This window comes from Kosakonia beeri (genome assembly GCF_054165705.1).
Map to the genome: position 1 here is coordinate 2,917,816 of NZ_CM135106.1, position 20,726 is coordinate 2,938,541.

Sequence of the window (20,726 nt, forward strand, 5' to 3'; positions counted from 1 at the left end):
CTCCCTCATTGAGAATGGATAGTCTGGTGAATGACATACGGCAAAATGCCACCGTGCATGAGATAACGCAGCTCCTGTGTGGAGTCGATCGCCGCCTGCAATTGTATGCTGGCTATCGGCGTGCCGTGTCGCGAAATGGTCATACTCACCCCGGTATGGCCGGGACTCAGGCATTCCAGCCCACTAAAATCCAGCTGTTCACTGCCATCCAGAGGCGGGACATTCTTCGCCTCGCCTGGCAGAAAACACAACGGAATGATGCCCATGCCGATGAGGTTGGTACGGTGAATGCGCTCAAAACTGCACGCCACAACGGCCTTAATGCCCAGTAATGCCTGTGCTTTTGCGGCCCAGTCACGACTCGACCCCGCGCCATAACGCTCTCCTGCCAGCACCACCAGCGGGATCTGTCGTTGTAGCCAGCTCTGCGCAGCGGCATAGACCGGCATAATTTGTTGATGATCAGCCGCCCAGGCAAGCCCGCCTCGCGTCTGCGCCGCCATCGGTAACAACCGATTGATAACCGACGAATTGGTAAACGCGCCACGGATCATGACCTCATGATTGCTGCGGCGCGTGGAGTAAAGATTAAGATCGTTCACAGACTCCCCCTGCGCCAGCAGCCACTGACCTGCTGCGCTGTCGGCGGCAATGGCCCCGGCCGGGGAAATATGATCGGTGGTGACATCATCGCCAAGGCGCAAAAAAGCGCGCGCACCGCGTAAACTTAGCGGCGCGGCCGGGTCGCGCCCTTTCCCTTGCAGATAACCGGGGCGGCGAAGATAGGTCGAGGTCGTGTCCCACGGAAAAAACGTACTGCCCTGCGCGGCGATATTCTGCCAGTGCGGCGTGCCTTGCCACACGCTTGCCCGACGCAGTTGGTAATGTTCGCGGGTGACGAATTGCCTCACGATCGCCTGCACCTCTTCGTGGTCTGGCATTAAATCAGCCAGATAACGCGGTTTCCCGTGCGTATCCACACCCAGTGGCGTGGCGGCAATATCGTGCTGAATATTGCCAAGCAGCGACCAGGCGATCACCATCGCTGGCGACGTGAGATAACCGTGCCCTAACGACGGATTAACACGTCTTGGGAAATTACGGTTCCCCGAAAGGACACACACAGCCTTAAGCCCTTCCGCTACCAGCGTTTCCATGGCCGGTTGCAGCGCGCCGGAACTGCCGATGCAGGTCATACATCCGTACCCGGTGATATGAAAGCCGACCTTTTCCATCTCCGTTAACAACCCGGCCTGCGTCAGATAATCGGTCACGGCGCGGGATCCGGGCGAGAACGAGGTTTTTACCCACGGTTTCGGCACCAACCCGGCACGCGCGACATTGCGGGCAAACAGCGCGGCCTGAATGATAAGCCGGGGATTGGCGGTGGTCGTACAACTGGTGATGGCGGCAATAGCGATTGCACCCTGGCGCACCGGTTCGGCATAGCAGGAGTGCTGCCACTGACGCTGGCTTTCGCCAGATGGCAACGTCTGGCTGAAACTGTGCGCCACCTCAGGCAACGTTACCTGCTGGTGCGGGTTGACCGGTCCGGCCATGGCTGGCGAGATAGCCGCCAGATCGATCTCAATCACCGCGTGATAATCCGGTTGCGGCCCATCTGCATCGTATAACAACTGCTGACGCGCCAGATATGCCCATGTCAGATCGCAGTGCGCCTCGCTGCGTCCGGTAAGACGCATATACTCATCGCTGCGGCGATCGTAGGGAAACAGCACTACTGTCGCGCCATATTCCGGGGCCATATTGGCGATAGTCGCCCGCGACTCCACCGACATGTGCGCCAGCGCCGGGCCGGTAAATTCAACAAACTTACCCACGACACCGTGCTCGCGCAGCAAACGGGTGATATGCAGTGCCAGATCGCTGTCCGTCACACCGGCAGGCAAAACGCCGCTCACGCGGATGCCGACAACGTCCGGGAAACGCAGCGTAACCGGTTCACCAACCAGCGCAGCCTGCCCTTCCAGCCCGCCCACGCCCCAGCCAAGAATGCCTAAGGCGTTAATCATTGGCGTGTGGCTGTCGGTCGCGATCATGCAGTCCGGGTGTAGCAGCGGGATTGCCCCGCGCCGATCGGTGCTCACCACGTCGGCGATATTCTCCAGATTCATCAAGTGAATGATGCCGGTACCGGGCGGGATCACGCGAAAGTTATCCAGCGACTGTTCCGCCCAGCGGATAAACCGGTAGCGCTCCTGATTACGGTGAAAATCAATACTCAGGTTTTCTTCTACCGCATCCGGGCTGGCATAACGTTCAACAATCACGGAGTGATCGATAGTCAGCACCGCCGGTATGCGCGGATTCATCTTGCGTGCATCGCCGCCCTGTTCGGCAATGAGATCGCGCATGGCCGCAAAGTCCGCCAACGCAGGCAAACAGGTCGTGTCATGGAACATTAACCTGTCGGGATAGAACAGCACCTCTCCAGGCGGCAACGCACCAGAAAGGTAATGCAAAAACGTGGGCAGGGTTTCCGGTGACCGCCGGGCGACATTTTCCAGCAACAACCGGAGGCACCACGGTAATTTTTGCACTGCGGGAAGCGGTAACAGGCTGTCGAGGGCGACTATCTGAAAGTCTGAACGGTGAAAACGGAACGGGGTCAACGGAACGGTTTTGTGCATTATGCGCGCCTTACGTCTTTATCGGTCTTGTCTTAGGAATTAACCTGTCATAAAGATCGCTGAATGAAAATTGCACATTCGACAAGGCAGCGTTCGCCAATGGCGAACGCTGATACCCGGTTAACGTCAGGTCATATGCGCAGCGATAATCTGCTCAATCACGCCCTCTTGTTGCCACTGCGCGAGCCATTCATGCAGGAAGGCAAATGAAGCCGCATCCTGTCTCGCCACGCAGATAGCCTGCGCGATTTCGGTAAAATTATCCTCCAGCACCCGGCACCCCACCGCTTCCCGCGCTGCTTTTTCCAGCGGCTGGCGAATCCCGGCCGCCATATCGCCTTCGCCCTGCAAAAAGTGATCAATCGCCGCCTGCGAGGACGGCAGACGGTTAAGGGTTGCGTGGTTGAGATGGCGCGAAAGCCAGAGATCATAGGCCGCATTTTCACCGACATTGATCACCACGCCTGGCTTATCCATCTCAGCAACACTGCGCAATGGATCGTCTGCCTTCACCAATAACGTTCCCTGAATAGTGATATAGGGCGCGGTGAAATGCAGTTGCGCTTCACGTTTGGGATCGATAGCCAGAAATGCAATATCCCAACGGCCACTGGCCGCATCTGCCACCACTTTTCCCGCGGCGGGGTAAGTCACCCACTGTGGTAGGCGGTTCATGCGGGCGGCTATTTTTTTGGCTATCTCAACGGTGATCCCGCCCGGTTCGCCCTGCGCGGTGGTGGTCGCAAGTACCGCGTTGCCGAGGTTAATGGCGAAACGTAGCGGTAAATCAGCTTCTGCTGGCATCCGGCTCTCCTGTGATTGTCGTGCTATCGGTGTGTTCTCCCGGAAAGTGTAAGCGCTGGATCTTCCCGGCGATAAAAAGATAGCAACACAAGTTCAGAAACGCGCACACGCCCACGAAAATCAGCGCACCATTGAACGAACCGGTATCTTTGATGATGTAAGCAATGATGATTGGGGTGAAAATACCGGAAATGTTGCCGATCATATTGAACAACCCCCCGCTCAATCCCACTGCCTCTTTAGGTGAGAAGTCGGATACCACACACCAGCCCATCGCACCAAATCCTTTGCCGAAAAAGGCGAGCGACATAATGGCCACCACGATCCAGGCCGAATCGACGTAGTTACAAATCACCATACTTACCGCCAGTAACATACCGATAACGATCGGTGTTTTGCGCGCCGCCGATAAACTGAATCCGGACTTCAACATATAATCGGACAATACGCCGCCCAGCAACGCGCCTGCACAACCGCATAACGCCGGCAGCGAGGCGACAAAACCGGCTTTCAGGATCGTCATGCCGCGATCGTGAACCAGATAAACCGGGAACCAGGTGAGAAAAAAGTACGACAGGACGGTAAAGAAAAATTGCCCCATATAGACGCCCAGCGCCAGGCGGTTGGTGAGCAGCTTGCGGGTGTAGCCTTTGGCGGAATTGTCGTTCTTGTGTGTCACTTTCATATTCGTCAGGCCGCCGCCGCTTTGAATATATTCCAGTTCCGCACTGTTCACTAACGGGTGGACTTTTGGGGTATCCGCCAGCGCCTTATTCATGACCAGCGACACTACAATCCCCAACCCGCCCATAAACCAGAACACCGATTCCCAGCCATAGTGATAAGAGAACCAGCCCATGGTGGGCAAAAATACCACCAGGGCAAAATATTGCGCTGCAGTGGTGAAACCCGATGCTTTACCCCGCTCTTTCGCCGGGAACCAGGCCGCCAGGAAACGGGAGTTGGCCGGTAACGTCGGCGCTTCAATCAGTCCCATCATAAAAATGAAACCAAACATCAGGATGCGCGTTACCCAGACATTATCAAATGCGGAGCTAAAACCGACCAGGAAGACAAAGGCAGACCAGGTGAAAACGCCGGTAACCAGCACCTTTTTCGAGCCAAAGCGATCCAGTAACCACCCGCCCGGATATTGCCCGAGCACATAGGCCCAGGTGAAAGTGGAAATAAGATAACCAAGCGCAACAATATCCAGTCCGGCGGATTTCACCATATCGGTGCCGGCAATAGAAAACGTTGCCCGGTCGCCATGATTGAGGGCAATACTAAAAAACACCATCAGTAAGATCACATACCGATAATGGGAGGGTTTATTTTTCGAGGTCTCAGCGTGTGCTATTTTCATTTATATTGGCCTTATGCAAAGCTAATTAAATCGATAAAATTCTTCAGCATTCGCAACAAATAACCGGTGACGACAATAGGTATTCTGCGCCCATTCGAACAGGCGGTTCAGAATAAGGGCATCATCGGGCATCGGTTTATTGGCTGAAATGAGATTCGGATGTGGCCAGTCGCTGCCATAGAGAACACGTTCAGTTGCTTGTGATATAAACGCCTGGATCACCGCAGACATATCAGCAACATCCGCGACGGCAGACTGGTGATACAGCGCAGAAAGTTTCACCCAACAATTGCCTTTGTCGATTAACTCCCATGCAAATCGCCAGGCTGGATGCACCATCGGCGTCGGTTGCGGTAAACGGAAAAAGTGATCGATTACAATTCGGTTAGGGACTTTCTCAATGAACGGTTTTAATTCGAGCACGGTATCTGCCGGCGCATGAAATTGTATATGCCATCCCCGCTCTGCCACCCGGTGCGCCAGCGGCAAAATCATGTCGGGCGTGGTCACCGCTTTCGCGCCAAAATTGAAGCGAATGCCTGTTACGCCCGCTTCTGCCAATTCATCCAGTTGCGCATCGCTGATGGCAGGCGTGATCACAGCTTCACCGCGCGCCTCACCACCGAAATAGCGTAACGCAGCCAGCAAGCAGCGATTGTCATCGCCATAGGAAGACGGTTGCACAATTACGTTGCGTTGTAATCCAAGCCGCTGCCGAAAATGCTGATAATCCTTTACCGTTGCCGCAGGTAAATTTCGGGTATCACCTGGCGCCCACGGGAAACGAGGATCAAAAATATGATGATGGCAATCGCAGCTTTTTTCCGGCAATACGCAGCCGACAGGATGTGAAATAACGCTGTATTTCACCTCCTTTTCTTTATTTACGCTGTTCACAGTTCGCCCTGTAATAAGAGTCGCGCTCGTGTGTTATTTCAGTAACGACTTGAGTTTATTGACCGCCGCTTGCGGGCTGCTCAATACCGGGCAGGTCACGGCAGCCTGAACCTGGTCAAGGGCAATGGCCATTGAGAAATGTGCCAGTAAAATCACATCGGCATCTTTCACGGTGGCAGCTTTCTCTGCCAGCAGACGATTGTGTAACGCCGGGTTATGGGTTTCCAGCGCGTCACGCGCATCGGCAATCACGAAGGTACGCAGTGTCGCTTGCGGGTTAATGCGCGAGGCCATGTCGGCAAATTCTGCCTCCATACCCGCTACGGCAGGGCCAAAGGTTGCCAGCATCACAATACGGTTTCCGAGGTTAAGCGCCTGCTCAAACATCGCTTCATTCGGTTTCAGCACAGGCACAGCCTGCCCCGCTGCGCTGGCATCGATGGCTTCGCCAAAAGCCGAGCAGGTAAACAGAATTGCCCTTGCCTCTATCGATTGACTATAGGCAACCAAATCCGCAATCCGCTGATATAAATGCGGGGTCAGGTTATCCTCGCGACGGCGATCAACCGACAGGGCATCGTCGAGTAAATTGCTGACGCTGGCTTCTGGCCACAGGCGGGCAAACGCCTCGTTAATCGGTGCCATCGCCAGGGGTGTCGCGTGGACAAGCACAATACGTTGCTGCATCAGGTTATCCTTAAAAGAGCGCCATCCGCAGATGGCGCTATTAACATCAGGCGCGGATTGCCGCTGCCACTCTCTCTGAGAAGGCTTTGGTACCACATTTGCCACCCAGATCTGGTGTGCGGTTTTCCGGGTTTTCCAGCACCTCGTCTACTGCACGGTTGATCTCTTCAGCGGCTTTCAGGAACACCGGCTTATCGTGTTTTTCTGCGTACCATTGCAGCATCATCGCTACCGACAGGATCATCGATACCGGGTTGGCTTTGTCGAGATTCTGAATATCCGGTGCGGAACCATGCTGTGCCTGCGCGCAGCAGTGCGTGTCGCTGGCCATAATGGATCCCGCCAGTCCGAGGCTGCCCGAGAGTTCACTGGCCAGATCGCTAATGATGTCGCCGTAAAAGTTAGTGGCAACCAGCACGTCAAAACGTTCCGGGTTGCGTACCAGGTGCGCAGTGGAGGCGTCCACCAGCAGGTCATCCAGCTCCACTTCGGGGAAGGACCTGGCGACGTTGCGCACGCACTCCAGAAACAGACCGTCGGTCATGTGGAAGCTGTTGGCTTTATGAATGGCGGTCACTTTTTTACGCCGCTGCATAGCCAGTTCAAAAGCTTTGCGCGCGATACGTTCGGAACAATGGCGGGTGATTTTCCGCGTTGACAGCGCCATATCCGGGCTGGGCATCACTTCTCCCCAACCGCGCGTCATGTTGCGATCGGGGTAAAAACCCTCCGTCGCTTCACGCATGATAACCAGATCCATTGTCTTTCCTTCTTTCATGTTTGAGGTCAGGAAAGGACGCGTGCGTGCAGGGCGAACGTTGGCATACAGATCAAGCCCGATACGAAACCCGGCAGAGACATTACGTCCCCCTTTTTCCGGTACGGGGTAATCCGCATGCGACTGCGTGCCCAAAATGATGCCATCGTAGGTTTTTGCTTTTTCGAGCGTCTCATCACGCAGCGTGGTACCGAATTTCTCCAGGCTTTTGAAGCCAACATCATCATAGTCAAAGCTAAAACCCAGGCCGCGTGCTGCATCCAGCGCCTTCAGTACAGTAACCGCAGAAGACGTAATTTCCGGGCCGATCCCATCACAAGGTAAAACCAAAATACGCATACACACTCCAGTTCACTGATTAACTATCGATTGCATTTTTATATCAATAAATGCATTCAATGCAAATTGATGAAGATCACATTTTTAACACAACAAATGCTTTCTTTTTTTAACAACCATCAGGAGACTTGAAACAGGATAGCGCCACAAAAGCCAGAAATCACGCTGCAAGGTGAGGAAAAGTTAGAAAAAAGTTAAATACAACAATCTGCTCGCATACATTTTTGTGATCAAAAACACATTTCACACCCACCCCATATTGCACTTATTAACTAATAAAAGCAGTATCGAGAGTAAATTTCACCACCGGAAAAATGACATGATAAAGCTGGGTGTCATCGCAGATGACTTTACAGGAGCAACGGACATTGCCAGTTTCATGGCGGAAGCGGGATGGCGGGTCATTCTTTTTAATGGCGTGCCGGCAGAAACCGTGCAGCCCGGAGAAGCCGACGCCATTGTGATTGCCTTAAAAAGCCGCTCTGTCGCTGCCGGAGTGGCGGTAGAACAGTCTCTCGGCGCGGGAGAATGGCTGCTGGAGATGGGATGCCAGCAGCTTTTCTTTAAATACTGCTCAACATTTGACTCTACGGCTTATGGCAACATCGGCCCGGTGACGGACGCGTTGATGAAACTCGTTAATGCCTCCATGACGGTGCTCTGCCCCGCCGTGCCGGACAATGGGCGCACCATTGTGCACGGCCATTTGTTTGTCAAAGGGCAATTGCTGAATCACAGCGGGATGCAGCACCACCCGGTCACGCCGATGATGAAGTCTTCCATCAAAGCGTTGATGGAAGAGCAATCCACCGGTTTATGCGGCATCGTGGATCTGAATACCGTTAAAAATGCGCCTGATGACATCGCCCGCCAGCTCGAACAACTGGCATTCAATAAAATTAAGTACGTGGTATTCGATGTGCTCGATAACCAGGATTTGCGCGTGGTAGCAAGTAAAACGCGCCACTTCCGGCTGGTGACTGGCGCGGCAGGCCTGGGCAGCGCGATTGCGCGCCTGGATGTAACGGATAACCCCGTCGCGCAGACAACACTGCCGGTACCCAAAGCGGGCAAAGCGATCATCTTGTCGGGCAGTTGCTCTTCAATGACCAACCAACAAGTGAATTTCTACTCACAGCGAGCGGATGCGCTGGCGCTGGATATTGAAAAAATCGTCAATGATGAAAGTTATTTGCCTGGCGTGCTGCGCTGGGCGATACGCCATGCCGATAGCGCTCTCGCGCCCCTGATTTACGCCACCCAGCCACCCCAACTCATTGAAGCCGTTCAGAAGCATTATGGCGCGGCGCAGGTCAGTGAAAAAATCGAACGTTTCTTTTCGCAGCTGGCCGACAGACTGCGGCAGGACGGTTTTAATAAATTTATTGTCGCGGGCGGCGAAACCTCCGGAGCGGTCACTCAGGGCCTTCATGTCACCGGCATGGTGATTGGTCATACCGTGGCGCCCGGCGTTCCGTGGACACAAAGCCGTGATGGATCTCTGTGGATGATCCTGAAATCCGGCAATTTCGGCGCACCCGATTTCTTCTTAAAAGCGCAGGAGAATTTTCAATGAGTGAGTACCAGTTACGTAATGATCTTGTGCGTTATGCGCGATCGATGTATCAGCGAGGTTACAGCAGTGGTGGCGCAGGAAACATTAGCCTGAAGCTGCCGGACGGCAACATTCTGGCGACGCCGATCAATTCCAGTTTCGGCGATCTTGATGCCGACCAACTGAGCAAGGTGACGATGAGCGGAGAGCTGATTTCCGGGCAAAAAGCCTCCAAAGAGGTGTTAATGCATCTGGCTATTTATCGCCAGCGCCCCACTTGCGGGGGTATTGTTCATTTACATTCACCCTGGCTCACGGCGCTCTCTTGCCTCAGTGATTTGAATGTTGAAAATGCCCTGCCGCCTATCACGCCTTATTATGTTATGCGTGTCGGTAAATTACCGGTGATCCCTTATATTCGCCCCGGCTCGCCAAAAATTGCCGATGAGGTAGAAAAACTGGCGCGCGATCATAACGCCATGCTATTGGCGAATCATGGGCCAATTATCGCCGGGAAAGATATTCGGGAAGCCTGTTTTAATGCCGAAGAGCTGGAAGAGACAGCCAAACTCTATTTTATGCTAAAACCCTATGGCATGCGGACTCTTAGCGAGGAGAATGTCGCCGAGCTGAATACGCTGTTTAATATGAAATAAGCCACCTGAATTAAATCTCTGCGATCGTGTCTGCGTGTTATTCACGCAGACCGCTACTCTACTATTCTAAAAAAACAGGACAACGATATGTCTCTTATGCTTATCGTCGGCATTGTAATGTTCGGCGTTTTAACCTGGTGTTTATTAAAAAACACCTTTCCTCCGGCTGTGCTTTTTATTATTTTGCCAACTATCGCGGCTCTGGTCTGCGGCTTTGATTTTAAGGTACTGAGTGAATATGTTGCCAGCGGCCTGAAATCTGTTGTCGGTACTGCCACGCTGGTCGCTTTCAGCGCTATGTTCTTCACATTAATGAAAGAAGCCGGCGTGTTTGATGTCATTGTGCGGTTTATCCTCCGTTTTGTCTCAGAATCGGTGTTCTCTGTATTGCTGGCGACGCTGATTATCTCTTCTATATGCAGTCTGGATGGTAATGCCTATGCGACCCTGTTAGTAACGGTGCCCGCGTTATTACCGATCTATGAAAAAATGAATATCAGTAAAAAAACCTTGCTGTTGCTCATCACTGTTGGTGTTGGCGTAACCGGTATTACGCCCTGGGGGGGCTCGCTCAACCGCGCTATTGCCGTCACCCATTTAAATATCCTCGATGTATATTACAATTTATTGCCACTGCAAGGTGTATTGTTCGTGTTAGGGGTGATCCTGTGCTGGTATATGGCCAGAGTGGAAATGAAAAATAACGCCGGAATCGATCACAGCGCGTTCCTCGCATTACGACATGATTTTCTGGTCAGTAAGAAAGTGCAAAATAAAGGGTTATTACGTTTCAATTTTGCGCTGGTGATCACCACCATCGTAGTATTAATCAGCGGCCTGGTGGCGGGTAATTACTTGTTTATGATCGCCTTTTCTATTGCCACCGTGATCAATTTCCCTAATCCGAAAGATGCACAACAAAAAATAAAGGATTACGCGCTCACTGTTTTCCCGATTATTGTGATCTTTCTGACCATTGGCGTGTTTGTCGGTATTCTGCAAAATACGGGCATCATCACGACGCTGGTGAATTCGCTGGCCGCGGTGTTGCCTGCCAGTCTGGGACCTTATCTCTATTTGCTGCTGGCAGCGTTTAGCGTACCGATCGTCATTTTAATCGGTTCCGACGCGTTTTACTTTGCACTGCTGCCGCTGGCCGTCGGGCTGGGCGAAACCTTTCATGTTTCGCCAATGCACGTGACCATTGCCATGCTGATTACTGAACAGATTGGCTTACTGCTAAGCCCGGTCATTCCGGCTACGCATCTGGGATTAAACCTGCTCTCGCTGCGTGTGGATGAACACATCAGACATGCCATCTTTAAAGTCTGGACGTTAAGCGTGTTGGCGCTGGTTGCCGCATTAGGGATGGGGATCATTCCGCTGTAATTCGTCGAAAAGCCCCGCCAGCATAATCGAGCGGGGCTTTTTGTTCAGGATTTGAAGGTCGCTATCGGTTTCGGCGAGATGCCAAAATCCTCTTTTAGCTGCTGCTTGCTCTTCATGACCATCTGCCCATTGGTATCGATGGTCATGTGCTGCGCCTCGGTGTTATTGCGCGCCTGCCACAACATCACCAGCTGTAAGCTGTTCTCTTTTTGCTCTGGCGTCAGCGCCACACCGTCTGGCCACTTACCTAATTCGACTGCCGTTGACAGACGCTGGTAGATCTCCGGCGTCATGCTGTTAACGATTTGTTCAAGACTCATCCTGTTTCACTCCGATGGAATAATCGCTGAATCGATTTTTCAACCGCGGGTCTGGTCACCATTTTCCTCATCGGTGAAACTCAGAGAGGCGGAATTCACGCAGTAACGCTCGCCGGTCGGTTGCGGACCGTCCGGGAAAACGTGCCCGAGGTGCGCATCACATTGACCACAACGAATTTCCACGCGCTGCATACCGTGGGAATAATCATTGATATAACGGATGGCCTCTTCGCTTACTGGCTCGAAAAAGCTGGGCCAGCCGCAACCAGAATCGTACTTGGTTTGCGAATGAAACAGCGCCGCGTCACAAACCAGGCAGTGGTATACGCCATCGCGTTTGTTATGCAGTAAGCGACCAGTAAACGGCGGTTCAGTCCCGTGATTCTGCGTCACATAAAACTGCATTTCCGTCAGTTCGTTTTTCAGGTCGTCTTCAGAAGAATTCTTTGTCATTTGCTCACTTCTCTCGGTAAAAAACCCGACAACGTTCACTCCGATTCTAACAAAACATTAACACTGCGGTGCTAACTTTTGTTCTAAACTTAGCAGTTGCGATAAAGCAGCCAGCGAATTGTGAGAATCATCACATTTTTATCCTTGGCGACCTTTAAAATTCCGGGCGGCGTCCCGATATGGGGAGCATGCTCATGGGAAGAGTGAGGCGAGTCAGTCGAACAAAGGTTATGCGGAGGATTGATTTGTCGCAATGATTGACACGATTCCGCTTGACGCTGCGTAAGGTTTTTGTAATTTTACAGCCAACCTTTTATTCACTAACAAATAGCTGGTGGAATATATGACTATCAAAGTAGGTATCAACGGTTTTGGCCGTATCGGTCGCATTGTTTTCCGTGCTGCGCAGGAACGTTCTGACATCGAAATCGTTGGTATCAACGATCTGTTGGACGCTGAATACATGGCGTACATGCTGAAATATGACTCTACTCACGGCCGCTTCAACGGTACCGTAGAAGTCAAAGACGGCCACCTGGTTGTTAACGGCAAAACCATCCGTGTTACTGCTGAGAAAGACCCGGCTAACCTGAAATGGAACGAAATCGGTGTTGACGTTGTTGCTGAAGCAACCGGTATCTTCCTGACCGACGAAACTGCACGTAAACACATCACTGCAGGCGCGAAAAAAGTTGTTCTGACTGGCCCGTCCAAAGACAACACCCCGATGTTCGTGCGTGGCGCTAACTTCGACAAATATGCTGGCCAGGACATCGTTTCCAACGCATCCTGCACCACCAACTGCCTGGCTCCGCTGGCAAAAGTTATCAACGACAACTTCGGTATCATCGAAGGTCTGATGACCACTGTTCACGCAACCACCGCAACTCAGAAAACTGTTGATGGCCCGTCTCACAAAGACTGGCGCGGCGGCCGCGGCGCATCCCAGAACATCATCCCGTCCTCTACCGGTGCTGCTAAAGCAGTAGGTAAAGTACTGCCGGAACTGAATGGCAAACTGACTGGTATGGCGTTCCGCGTTCCTACTCCGAACGTGTCTGTTGTTGACCTGACCGTTCGTCTGGAAAAAGCAGCGTCTTACGAAGAAATCAAGAAAGCCATCAAAGCCGCTTCTGAAGGCCCGATGAAAGGCGTTCTGGGTTACACCGAAGACGACGTTGTTTCTACCGACTTCAACGGCGAAGTTTGCACTTCTGTGTTCGATGCTAAAGCAGGTATCGCACTGAACGACAACTTCGTGAAACTGGTGTCCTGGTACGACAACGAAACTGGTTACTCCAACAAAGTTCTGGACCTGATCGCTCACATCTCCAAATAAGTTGAGATGAGAACATGATCTGAAAGAGCGACTTCGGTCGCTCTTTTTTTGTTTTGAAGACAGAGGATTGCGTTAATGATTAATAAAATTTTTGCACTTCCGGTAGTCGAACAAATTACCCCGACGCTCTCTCGCCGCAAGCTCGACGAGCTGGAGCTGATTGTCGTCGACCACCCGCAGGTCAAAGCGTCATTCGCACTGCAGGGAGCGCATTTGCTCTCCTGGAAACCGCAGAGTGAAGAAGAGGTCCTGTGGCTGAGCGGTAACACCCCCTTTAAAGATGGCGTCGCACTGCGTGGCGGCGTTCCGGTGTGCTGGCCCTGGTTTGGCCCGGCAAAACAGCAGGGCCTGCCTGCGCACGGTTTTGCGCGTAATTTGCCATGGGTTCTGAAAGCGCATAATGAAGATGCCACTGGCGCTGTTCTGACATTTGAATTGCAAAGCAGCGATGCCTCCCGCAAATTCTGGCCGCACGATTTTACGCTCTACGCCCGCTACAAAATTGGCGCAACCTGTGAAATGGAACTGGAAGCGCACGGCGAGTTCGAAACCACTTCCGCGCTACACACCTACTTTAACGTCGGCGACATCGTGGCAGTGAAAGTGAGCGGACTTGGCGATCGTTTCATCGATAAAGTCAACGACGCAAAAGAAGACGTCCTGGCAGACGGGGTACAGACCTTCCCGGATCGTACCGACCGCGTCTATCTCAATGCCGAAGCCTGCAGTCTGATCCATGACAGCGCACTGAATCGCACCATCGAAGTGATCCACAGTCACAACGCCAACGTGGTAGCGTGGAACCCAGGCCCGGCGCTCTCCGTAAGCATGGCAGATATGCCGGACGACGGTTATAAAACGTTCGTGTGTGTGGAGTCGGTCAACGCGACCGCGCCGCAGAAAGCCACCGAAGAGAAACCGTCCCGCCTGGCGCAAACTATCCGCGTGGTGAAACGCTGATCATGCGCATACCCTCTCCCACCGGAGAGGGTAAAAACGCGTTACACAACATCCAGCGGTGTTTTACGGTTCAGCATATCCCGCAGCAACATGCAATCCTGGTAAGCTCTACAAAATGCCCAGCCTTAGTCATATGGGGTTCGACTGGGAGGGGGAAGATGTCGGGTTTGGATAAAAGTTGTGCTTAGGAAATATAAATTTGATCACAGTGCGTATTAGTTAAAGTAGAACTTATTTTTAAGACTTATGCGCCTTAACTTTTCATATATCCCACACGTTGTAATTCCAGTTGTCAAAACATATAGCTTTGGTTGTTTTAACAGTAGACGCAGAGTGCTTTCCCCTGCGTCAATATGGAGTTTAATTAGTCTTAGGAATAGACATTAATTTAATTTCTTCAATGTGCCTTTTTGTTAAATTTATTTCACACTGATCGATAGTAGGTTGGTAATCATATGTTTCCTTTCCAATTTCAGATGCAACCCCGAGACATAATTCCTTTCTGTGTATCTCCCAATTTTTTTGCGACGCAATGAAATGTGTCCTGTAAACATCCCCAATAGTCAAATTTTCGTCATTACTGTTGAAAACAGGGCCATCGTAATGCTTAACTATATCATTACCCGTTGATTTTATAAATTCATCTAGTTTTGAAAGAATTTCTTTCTTTTTTTGTGAGATACAATCATGAGCCATGTGATAGTCATTATTATATTTTTTATAGCACTGTTCGGTCTCCAGTCCCTCACCAAGTCCAGCAAATGCTTTTAAGGGCAAAAAAAGACCAGCCAGAACAATCACAAACATATTTTTTTTCATTTCAGGTATGCTATCCTTTGTCTATTACTTTCGTATCGCATGTACTGCGTGTCATTCGATATATATTTAATTAATTCACTCTTACCTTTTATCGCTGCTTCAATCAAGCCCCGGACATCATGAACACTTTGATAAAAAATATCGACAATGACATCGTTGACTGATACCAGCAACTAACGAAACTTTTATAAGCGGAAGAAAATACATGAGCAATTAATCATACCCTCTCCCACCGGAGAGGGTAAAAACGCGTTACACAACATCCAGCGGTGTTTTACGGTTTGGTGCCGGAAAGGTGTTATCCAGACGTGCAAGCTCATCACTGCTCAGCGTAATGTGCAATGCCGCTGCGTTCTCCTCGACATGCGCCACCGTCGACGCTTTAGGGATCGCAATCACGCCCTGATGGCTGATTACCCACGCAAGCAGAATTTGTGCCGCGCTGGCGCGATGCGCGCTGGCAATCTCACGCACCACACTGTTTTCCAGTAACCCGTCGCGTAAACGCCCGGCCTGTGCCAGTGGGCAATAGGCCATTACCGGCATTGCCTGCTGCTGACACCAGGGCAACAGATCGTACTCAATGCCGCGTGATGCCAGGTGATACAGCACCTGATTGGTAGCACAGGCTTTGCCGCCTCTTACGCGCCACAATTCCTGCATATCGTTGTAATCGAGGTTAGAAACGCCCCAGCGGCGGATTTTGCCTTGTTGGATCAGCGTTTCCATAACCCCGACGGTTTCACTGAGGGAGTAGTTACCGCGCCAGTGCAGTAAATAGAGATCCAGGTAATCGGTTTTCAGACGGCGTAAGCTGGCTTCACAGGCGTCGATAGCTTTTTGGCCGCCTGCATTCCACGGGTAGACCTTAGAAACCAGAAACACCTTGTCCCGCAGACCACCCAGTAAGGCTTCGCCGACCACCTCTTCTGCCCCGCCGTCCGCATACATTTCAGCGGTATCGATAAGGGTCAGTCCTTGCTCAACGCCCGCCCGTAGTGCATGCGCTTCAGATTTGCGCAGCTGCGCATTTTCGCCCATATACCACGTGCCCTGGCCGATGGCGGGAAGCGAAGCCTGGCCGGAAAAAGTGACGTTTTTATCTGCCATATTATCCTCCTGCGATAAATGCACCACCGTAAAGCAAAACAGGGCCAATGGCCCTGTTTTCATGCACAGATTGCCCTGTTCAAGCGCACAATCAGAAACGGTATGTCACGCCTGTGGATAACAGCCCTGCCCAGGACTTGTCCACCATTGGGCTGTCTTTGATCTCATCCGACAGATGAGTATAACGACCGGTACCATAGATGCTCCAACTGTCAGTCAGGCGATAGCTGACGCTCAGTTCCAGGTATGGACTCCAGCTATTGTCCGGATCGTAACTGCTCAGGCCGCTACGACGCGATTCGGCACGTGAAACACCATAATAGTACTGGTTCTGCTTATCGCTCGCCCACTCCACACCGATGCCCGGCGTCAGAGTCAGCCCACCGTTGGTATAACGGTAGAGCCACGCCAGATCCCAGACAAACCCATTACTGTTATCCAGCGTGTCACCGGCAACGGTGGTGCGCAGGAAACCATACGGCGTATTGTGAATATAAGAGAGCCCGGCCATCAGCGTCGCTTTACGCTTGTCCAGCTGACGCAGCTGATTGTTATCGCTGTCTTTCGGCTTGAAATGCCACGGCGAGTAGAACGCCGTGATCGACAGTTTGTCGGCATCGTCATTCCACAGGTAATAGCCGCCGCCTAAACCACGGAACCAGAAATTATCGCTTTCATAGGTGATAACCGGCACCGGCAGCACTTCACGGTCATATTGTTTGTACGGGGATTCTACGACACCTACGCCCGCACCAAGAGAAAAGGTATTTTCTGCGTTCGCCGTAAACGCGGCCGTTGCGGTCAGCACACCCAGTGCCAGGAGTTTGAGTTTGGTCACAGTCCTTCCTTTCCTGTTGTCAAATAATTGGCGCGAGAAGTTTACCCGCCTGTTATGTACACCCCAAATTTTTTTACCTAAAGATTACAAAACTCAACCAGCAATCATGTGGTCATTAAATGACAGGCGGCTTGCAATTATATGACCCGTTGAAGACAGCGTCAGTTGACGCTTATCTCAAAAGCAGTTTTTTTTGGATGAGTTATTGATATGCCATTGAAATTGCTTTTTGGCAGCATGCAAGTTTTGCAAAGCCATCTACGCTTAATTTAAGAAGACGATTTACCTGAGCCGCTTTTTGTTAATGACTTGCAACCTGGCATAAGGGTTGCTCTGTGACTTTCAGCGTCGTTCAGTTAACGCTTCCGGGAGCCTCTACTACTCATATGAACGGCTCTTAACCTGTGCTAAAAAACGAAAGGACGGCATGCCATGAATATATTCGATCACTATCGCCAGCGCTATGAAGCTGCCAAGGACGAAGAGTTCACACTGCAGGAGTTTCTTGCAATCTGTAAGCAAGATCGCAGTGCCTATGCTAACGCGGCAGAAAGGCTATTGATGGCCATAGGTGAGCCAGTGATGGTCGACACTGCCCAGGAGCCACGGCTTTCCCGTCTCTTTTCGAACCGGGTGATTGGACGCTACCCGGCATTTGAAGAGTTCTATGGTATGGAAGAGGCTATCGAGCAAATCGTTTCTTACCTCAAACACGCCGCACAGGGCCTGGAAGAGAAGAAACAGATCCTTTATCTGCTCGGCCCGGTGGGCGGTGGTAAATCGTCCCTCGCGGAGCGCCTGAAATCACTGATGCAGCGGGTCCCTATCTATGTGCTCAGCGCCAATGGCGAACGCAGCCCGGTAAATGACCACCCGTTGTGCCTGTTTAACCCGCAAGAAGACGCGCAAATACTGGAAAAAGAGTACAGCGTACCGCGCCGCTATCTCGGTACCATTATGTCGCCGTGGGCCGCCAAGCGCCTGCATGACTTTGGCGGCGACATCAGTAAATTCCGCGTGGTGAAAGTGTGGCCGTCGATTCTGGAACAAGTCGCCATTGCCAAAACCGAACCGGGTGACGAGAACAACCAGGATATCTCCGCGCTGGTGGGTAAAGTAGACATTCGTAAGCTGGAGAACCATGCGCAAAACGATCCTGATGCCTACGGTTACTCGGGCGCACTGTGCCGCGCGAATCAGGGGATCATGGAGTTCGTGGAAATGTTCAAAGCACCGATTAAGGTGCTCCACCCACTGCTGACCGCCACACAGGAAGGGAACTACAACGGTACCGAGGGCATCTCCGCCCTGCCCTTTAACGGCATTATCCTCGCTCACTCCAACGAATCGGAATGGGTGCAATTCCGTAATAACAAAAACAATGAGGCATTTCTTGACCGTGTCTATATCGTCAAAGTGCCCTATTGCTTACGCATCTCTGAAGAGATCAAAATTTACGAGAAACTGCTCAACCACTCTGAGTTGTCCCACGCGCCCTGCGCGCCGGGAACCCTGGAAACCCTGGCCCGCTTCTCCATTCTTTCGCGTTTGAAAGAGCCGGAAAACTCCAGCGTATACTCGAAAATGCGGGTCTATGATGGCGAAAGCCTTAAAGATACCGATCCAAAAGCCAAGTCGTACCAGGAGTACCGCGATTATGCTGGCGTGGACGAAGGGATGAACGGGTTGTCGACACGTTTCGCCTTTAAGATCCTTTCACGCGTCTTCAACTTTGATCATGTCGAAGTGGCAGCGAACCCGGTACACCTGTTCTACGTACTGGAGCAACAAATCGAACGTGAACAGTTCCCGCAGGAGCAGGCTGAACGTTACCTCGAGTTCCTGAAAGGCTACCTGATCCCGAAATATGCCGAGTTCATCGGCAAAGAGATCCAGACCGCCTACCTTGAATCCTATTCCGAATACGGGCAGAACATTTTCGATCGTTATGTCACCTATGCGGATTTCTGGATCCAGGATCAGGAGTACCGCGACCCGGATACCGGCCAGCTGTTTGACCGTGAATCGCTGAATGCGGAACTGGAAAAAATCGAGAAGCCCGCCGGGATCAGCAACCCGAAAGACTTCCGTAATGAAATCGTCAATTTTGTGTTACGTGCCAGAGCGAATAATAATGGCCGCAATCCGAACTGGACCAGTTACGAAAAACTGCGCACGGTTATCGAGAAAAAAATGTTCTCGAACACCGAAGAGTTGTTGCCGGTGATTTCGTTTAACGCCAAAACCTCAACCGACGAGCAGAAAAAACATGACGACTTTGTCGATCGTATGATGGAAAAAGGCTACACCCGCAAGCAGGTTCGTCTGCTCTGCGAATGGTATCTGCGTGTACGTAAATCATCATAACAAAGCGACCAGGCCGCGCCACGTGCGCGGCCCTGCGACAGAGTTGGCATACGCAGCGGGAGGGAACTATGACCTGGTTCATTGACCGGCGTCTTAACGGCAAAAACAAAAGTACGGTTAACCGTCAGCGTTTTTTACGCCGTTATAAAGCGCAAATAAAACAGTCGATCTCTGAGGCGATCAATAAGCGCTCGGTGACTGACGTGGAGAACGGCGAGTCCGTCTCTATTCCCACGGAAGATATTAGCGAACCGATGTTCCATCAGGGGCGCGGCGGCCTGCGCCATCGCGTGCATCCGGGAAACGATCATTTTGTCCAAAACGACCGTATCGAACGCCCACAGGGCGGCGGCGGTGGTGGCGGTAGCGGTCAGGGCGAAGCCAGCCAGGACGGTGAAGGCCAGGATGAGTTTGTTTTCCAGATCTCCAAAGATGAATATCTCGATTTGCTGTTTGAAGACCTGGCGCTGCCGAATCTGAAGAAAAATCAGCAACGGCAGATGAACGAGTTTAAAACTCACCGAGCGGGCTATACCGCCAACGGCGTACCAGCAAATATCAGCGTCGTGCGATCACTGCAAAACTCGCTTGCCCGTCGTACCGCCATGACTGCGGGCAAACGCCGCGAGTTACGCGAGCTGGAGGAGAGCCTGGAGACGGTCGCCAACAGCGAGCCAGTGCAGTTGCTGGAAGAGGAGCGTTTACGTAAAGAGATTGCGGAGTTGCGAGCTAAAATTGAGCGCGTGCCGTTTATCGACACCTTTGATTTACGTTACAAAAATTACGAAAAACGCCCCGAGCCTTCCAGCCAGGCGGTGATGTTCTGTCTGATGGACGTGTCCGGATCGATGGATCAGGCCACGAAAGATATGGCCAAACGGTTTTATATTCTCCTCTATTTGTTCCTGAGCCGGACGTATAAAAACGTTGAAGTGGTTTATATTCGCCATCATACGCAGGCGAAGGAAGTGGATGAGCACGAGTTCTTTTACTCGCAGGAAACCGGCGGGACGATTGTTTCCAGCGCGCTCAAATTGATGGATGAAGTGGTGAAAGAGCGTTATGACCCGGCGCAATGGAACATTTATGCCGCGCAGGCCTCGGATGGTGATAACTGGGCCGATGACTCACCGCTGTGCCACGAACTGCTGGCGAAGAAAATCCTGCCGGTGGTGCGTTACTACAGCTATATCGAAATCACCCGTCGCGCGCATCAGACACTGTGGCGCGAGTACGAGCACCTGCAAACGATGTTTGATAATTTTGCCATTCAACATATCCGCGATCAGGAAGACATATACCCGGTATTCCGGGAGCTTTTTCACAAGCAAAGCGCCAATTCAGGTGCCTGAATGCACTGCCCCAGCCGGAAACGTGTTTTCCGGCTTTTTCTCTTCA

General features: G+C 51.8%; 18 protein-coding genes. 7 read left to right on the forward strand and 11 right to left on the reverse strand.

Translation table 11 applies throughout. The features are described from left to right. Nucleotides 1-5: 5 nt before the first annotated feature. The 6 genes from ACUY4S_RS13870 to ACUY4S_RS13895 form a co-directional block, all read right to left on the reverse strand. Nucleotides 6-2,651, reverse strand: a complete 2,646-nt coding sequence (locus ACUY4S_RS13870; protein WP_458022274.1) for an aconitate hydratase — start codon at nt 2,649-2,651, stop codon at nt 6-8. Nucleotides 2,652-2,777: 126 nt separating this feature from the next. Then, complete coding sequence (locus ACUY4S_RS13875) at nt 2,778-3,455, reverse strand: transporter substrate-binding domain-containing protein (protein ID WP_458022275.1); 678 nt, start codon at nt 3,453-3,455, stop codon at nt 2,778-2,780. Further along, nucleotides 3,439-4,821 carry an MFS transporter gene (locus ACUY4S_RS13880; RefSeq protein ID WP_458022276.1) on the reverse strand — a complete coding sequence of 461 codons (1,383 nt, stop codon included), beginning with the start codon at nt 4,819-4,821 and terminating at the stop codon, nt 3,439-3,441. The genes ACUY4S_RS13875 and ACUY4S_RS13880 overlap by 17 nt, the downstream gene beginning before the upstream one ends. 21 nt (nt 4,822-4,842) lie before the next feature. Further along, nucleotides 4,843-5,691 carry an amidohydrolase family protein gene (locus ACUY4S_RS13885; protein WP_458022277.1) on the reverse strand — a complete coding sequence of 283 codons (849 nt, stop codon included), beginning with the start codon at nt 5,689-5,691 and terminating at the stop codon, nt 4,843-4,845. Between the two features lie 60 nt (nt 5,692-5,751). Further along, the gene (locus tag ACUY4S_RS13890; RefSeq protein ID WP_458022278.1) at nt 5,752-6,405 is read right to left on the reverse strand and encodes an arylsulfatase; all 654 of its coding nucleotides are present in this window, start codon (nt 6,403-6,405) and stop codon (nt 5,752-5,754) included. A 46-nt stretch (nt 6,406-6,451) separates the two neighbouring features. Further along, on the reverse strand, nt 6,452-7,522 hold the full coding sequence (locus ACUY4S_RS13895; protein WP_312685812.1) for an isocitrate/isopropylmalate dehydrogenase family protein: 1,071 nt from the start codon (nt 7,520-7,522) through the stop codon (nt 6,452-6,454). Between the two features lie 319 nt (nt 7,523-7,841). Here ACUY4S_RS13895 and otnK point away from each other — a divergent pair, with 319 nt between their 5' ends. The 3 genes from otnK (at nt 7,842) to ACUY4S_RS13910 (ending at nt 11,122) form a co-directional block, all read left to right on the forward strand. Then, complete coding sequence (gene otnK / locus ACUY4S_RS13900) at nt 7,842-9,098, forward strand: 3-oxo-tetronate kinase (RefSeq protein ID WP_458022279.1); 1,257 nt, start codon at nt 7,842-7,844, stop codon at nt 9,096-9,098. Next, complete coding sequence (gene otnC, locus ACUY4S_RS13905) at nt 9,095-9,733, forward strand: 3-oxo-tetronate 4-phosphate decarboxylase (RefSeq protein ID WP_458022280.1); 639 nt, start codon at nt 9,095-9,097, stop codon at nt 9,731-9,733. Before otnK ends, otnC begins: the two co-directional genes overlap by 4 nt. Nucleotides 9,734-9,820: 87 nt before the next feature. Beyond that, nucleotides 9,821-11,122, forward strand: coding sequence for an SLC13 family permease (locus ACUY4S_RS13910; RefSeq protein WP_458022281.1), 1,302 nt, complete (start codon nt 9,821-9,823; stop codon nt 11,120-11,122). Nucleotides 11,123-11,166: 44 nt separating this feature from the next. Here the strand turns inward: ACUY4S_RS13910 and ACUY4S_RS13915 are convergent, their stop codons facing one another. Both ACUY4S_RS13915 and msrB read right to left on the reverse strand, forming a co-directional pair. Further along, nucleotides 11,167-11,442, reverse strand: coding sequence for a YeaC family protein (locus tag ACUY4S_RS13915; protein WP_312685803.1), 276 nt, complete (start codon nt 11,440-11,442; stop codon nt 11,167-11,169). Nucleotides 11,443-11,481: 39 nt separating this feature from the next. Beyond that, nucleotides 11,482-11,895 (reverse strand): peptide-methionine (R)-S-oxide reductase MsrB, encoded by a 414-nt coding sequence (msrB, locus tag ACUY4S_RS13920; protein ID WP_312685802.1) that lies wholly within the window; start codon nt 11,893-11,895, stop codon nt 11,482-11,484. Nucleotides 11,896-12,238: 343 nt separating this feature from the next. Between msrB and gapA the strand changes: the two genes are divergently transcribed. Continuing rightward, nucleotides 12,239-13,234: a glyceraldehyde-3-phosphate dehydrogenase gene (gene gapA, locus ACUY4S_RS13925; RefSeq protein ID WP_017456513.1), complete on the forward strand. Its 996-nt coding sequence runs from the start codon at nt 12,239-12,241 to the stop codon at nt 13,232-13,234. A 75-nt stretch (nt 13,235-13,309) separates the two neighbouring features. After that, on the forward strand, nt 13,310-14,194 hold the full coding sequence (locus ACUY4S_RS13930) for a D-hexose-6-phosphate mutarotase (protein WP_458022282.1): 885 nt from the start codon (nt 13,310-13,312) through the stop codon (nt 14,192-14,194). Between the two features lie 360 nt (nt 14,195-14,554). On the opposite strand, the gene ACUY4S_RS13935 is transcribed toward ACUY4S_RS13930, so the two are convergent. The 3 genes from ACUY4S_RS13935 to ACUY4S_RS13945 form a co-directional block, all read right to left on the reverse strand. Then, on the reverse strand, nt 14,555-15,013 hold the full coding sequence (locus tag ACUY4S_RS13935; RefSeq protein WP_458022283.1) for a DUF1311 domain-containing protein: 459 nt from the start codon (nt 15,011-15,013) through the stop codon (nt 14,555-14,557). 252 nt (nt 15,014-15,265) lie between these two features. Further along, nucleotides 15,266-16,123: an aldo/keto reductase gene (locus ACUY4S_RS13940; protein ID WP_312685789.1), complete on the reverse strand. Its 858-nt coding sequence runs from the start codon at nt 16,121-16,123 to the stop codon at nt 15,266-15,268. 91 nt (nt 16,124-16,214) lie between these two features. Beyond that, nucleotides 16,215-16,961, reverse strand: a complete 747-nt coding sequence (locus tag ACUY4S_RS13945; RefSeq protein ID WP_312685788.1) for a MipA/OmpV family protein — start codon at nt 16,959-16,961, stop codon at nt 16,215-16,217. 432 nt (nt 16,962-17,393) lie between these two features. Here ACUY4S_RS13945 and yeaG point away from each other — a divergent pair, with 432 nt between their 5' ends. Together yeaG and ACUY4S_RS13955 are read left to right on the forward strand one after the other, a co-directional pair. Further along, the gene (gene yeaG / locus ACUY4S_RS13950; protein WP_312685786.1) at nt 17,394-19,328 is read left to right on the forward strand and encodes a protein kinase YeaG; all 1,935 of its coding nucleotides are present in this window, start codon (nt 17,394-17,396) and stop codon (nt 19,326-19,328) included. Nucleotides 19,329-19,396: 68 nt separating this feature from the next. Next, nucleotides 19,397-20,680 (forward strand): YeaH/YhbH family protein, encoded by a 1,284-nt coding sequence (locus tag ACUY4S_RS13955; RefSeq protein ID WP_312685785.1) that lies wholly within the window; start codon nt 19,397-19,399, stop codon nt 20,678-20,680. Nucleotides 20,681-20,726: the final 46 nt, after the last annotated feature.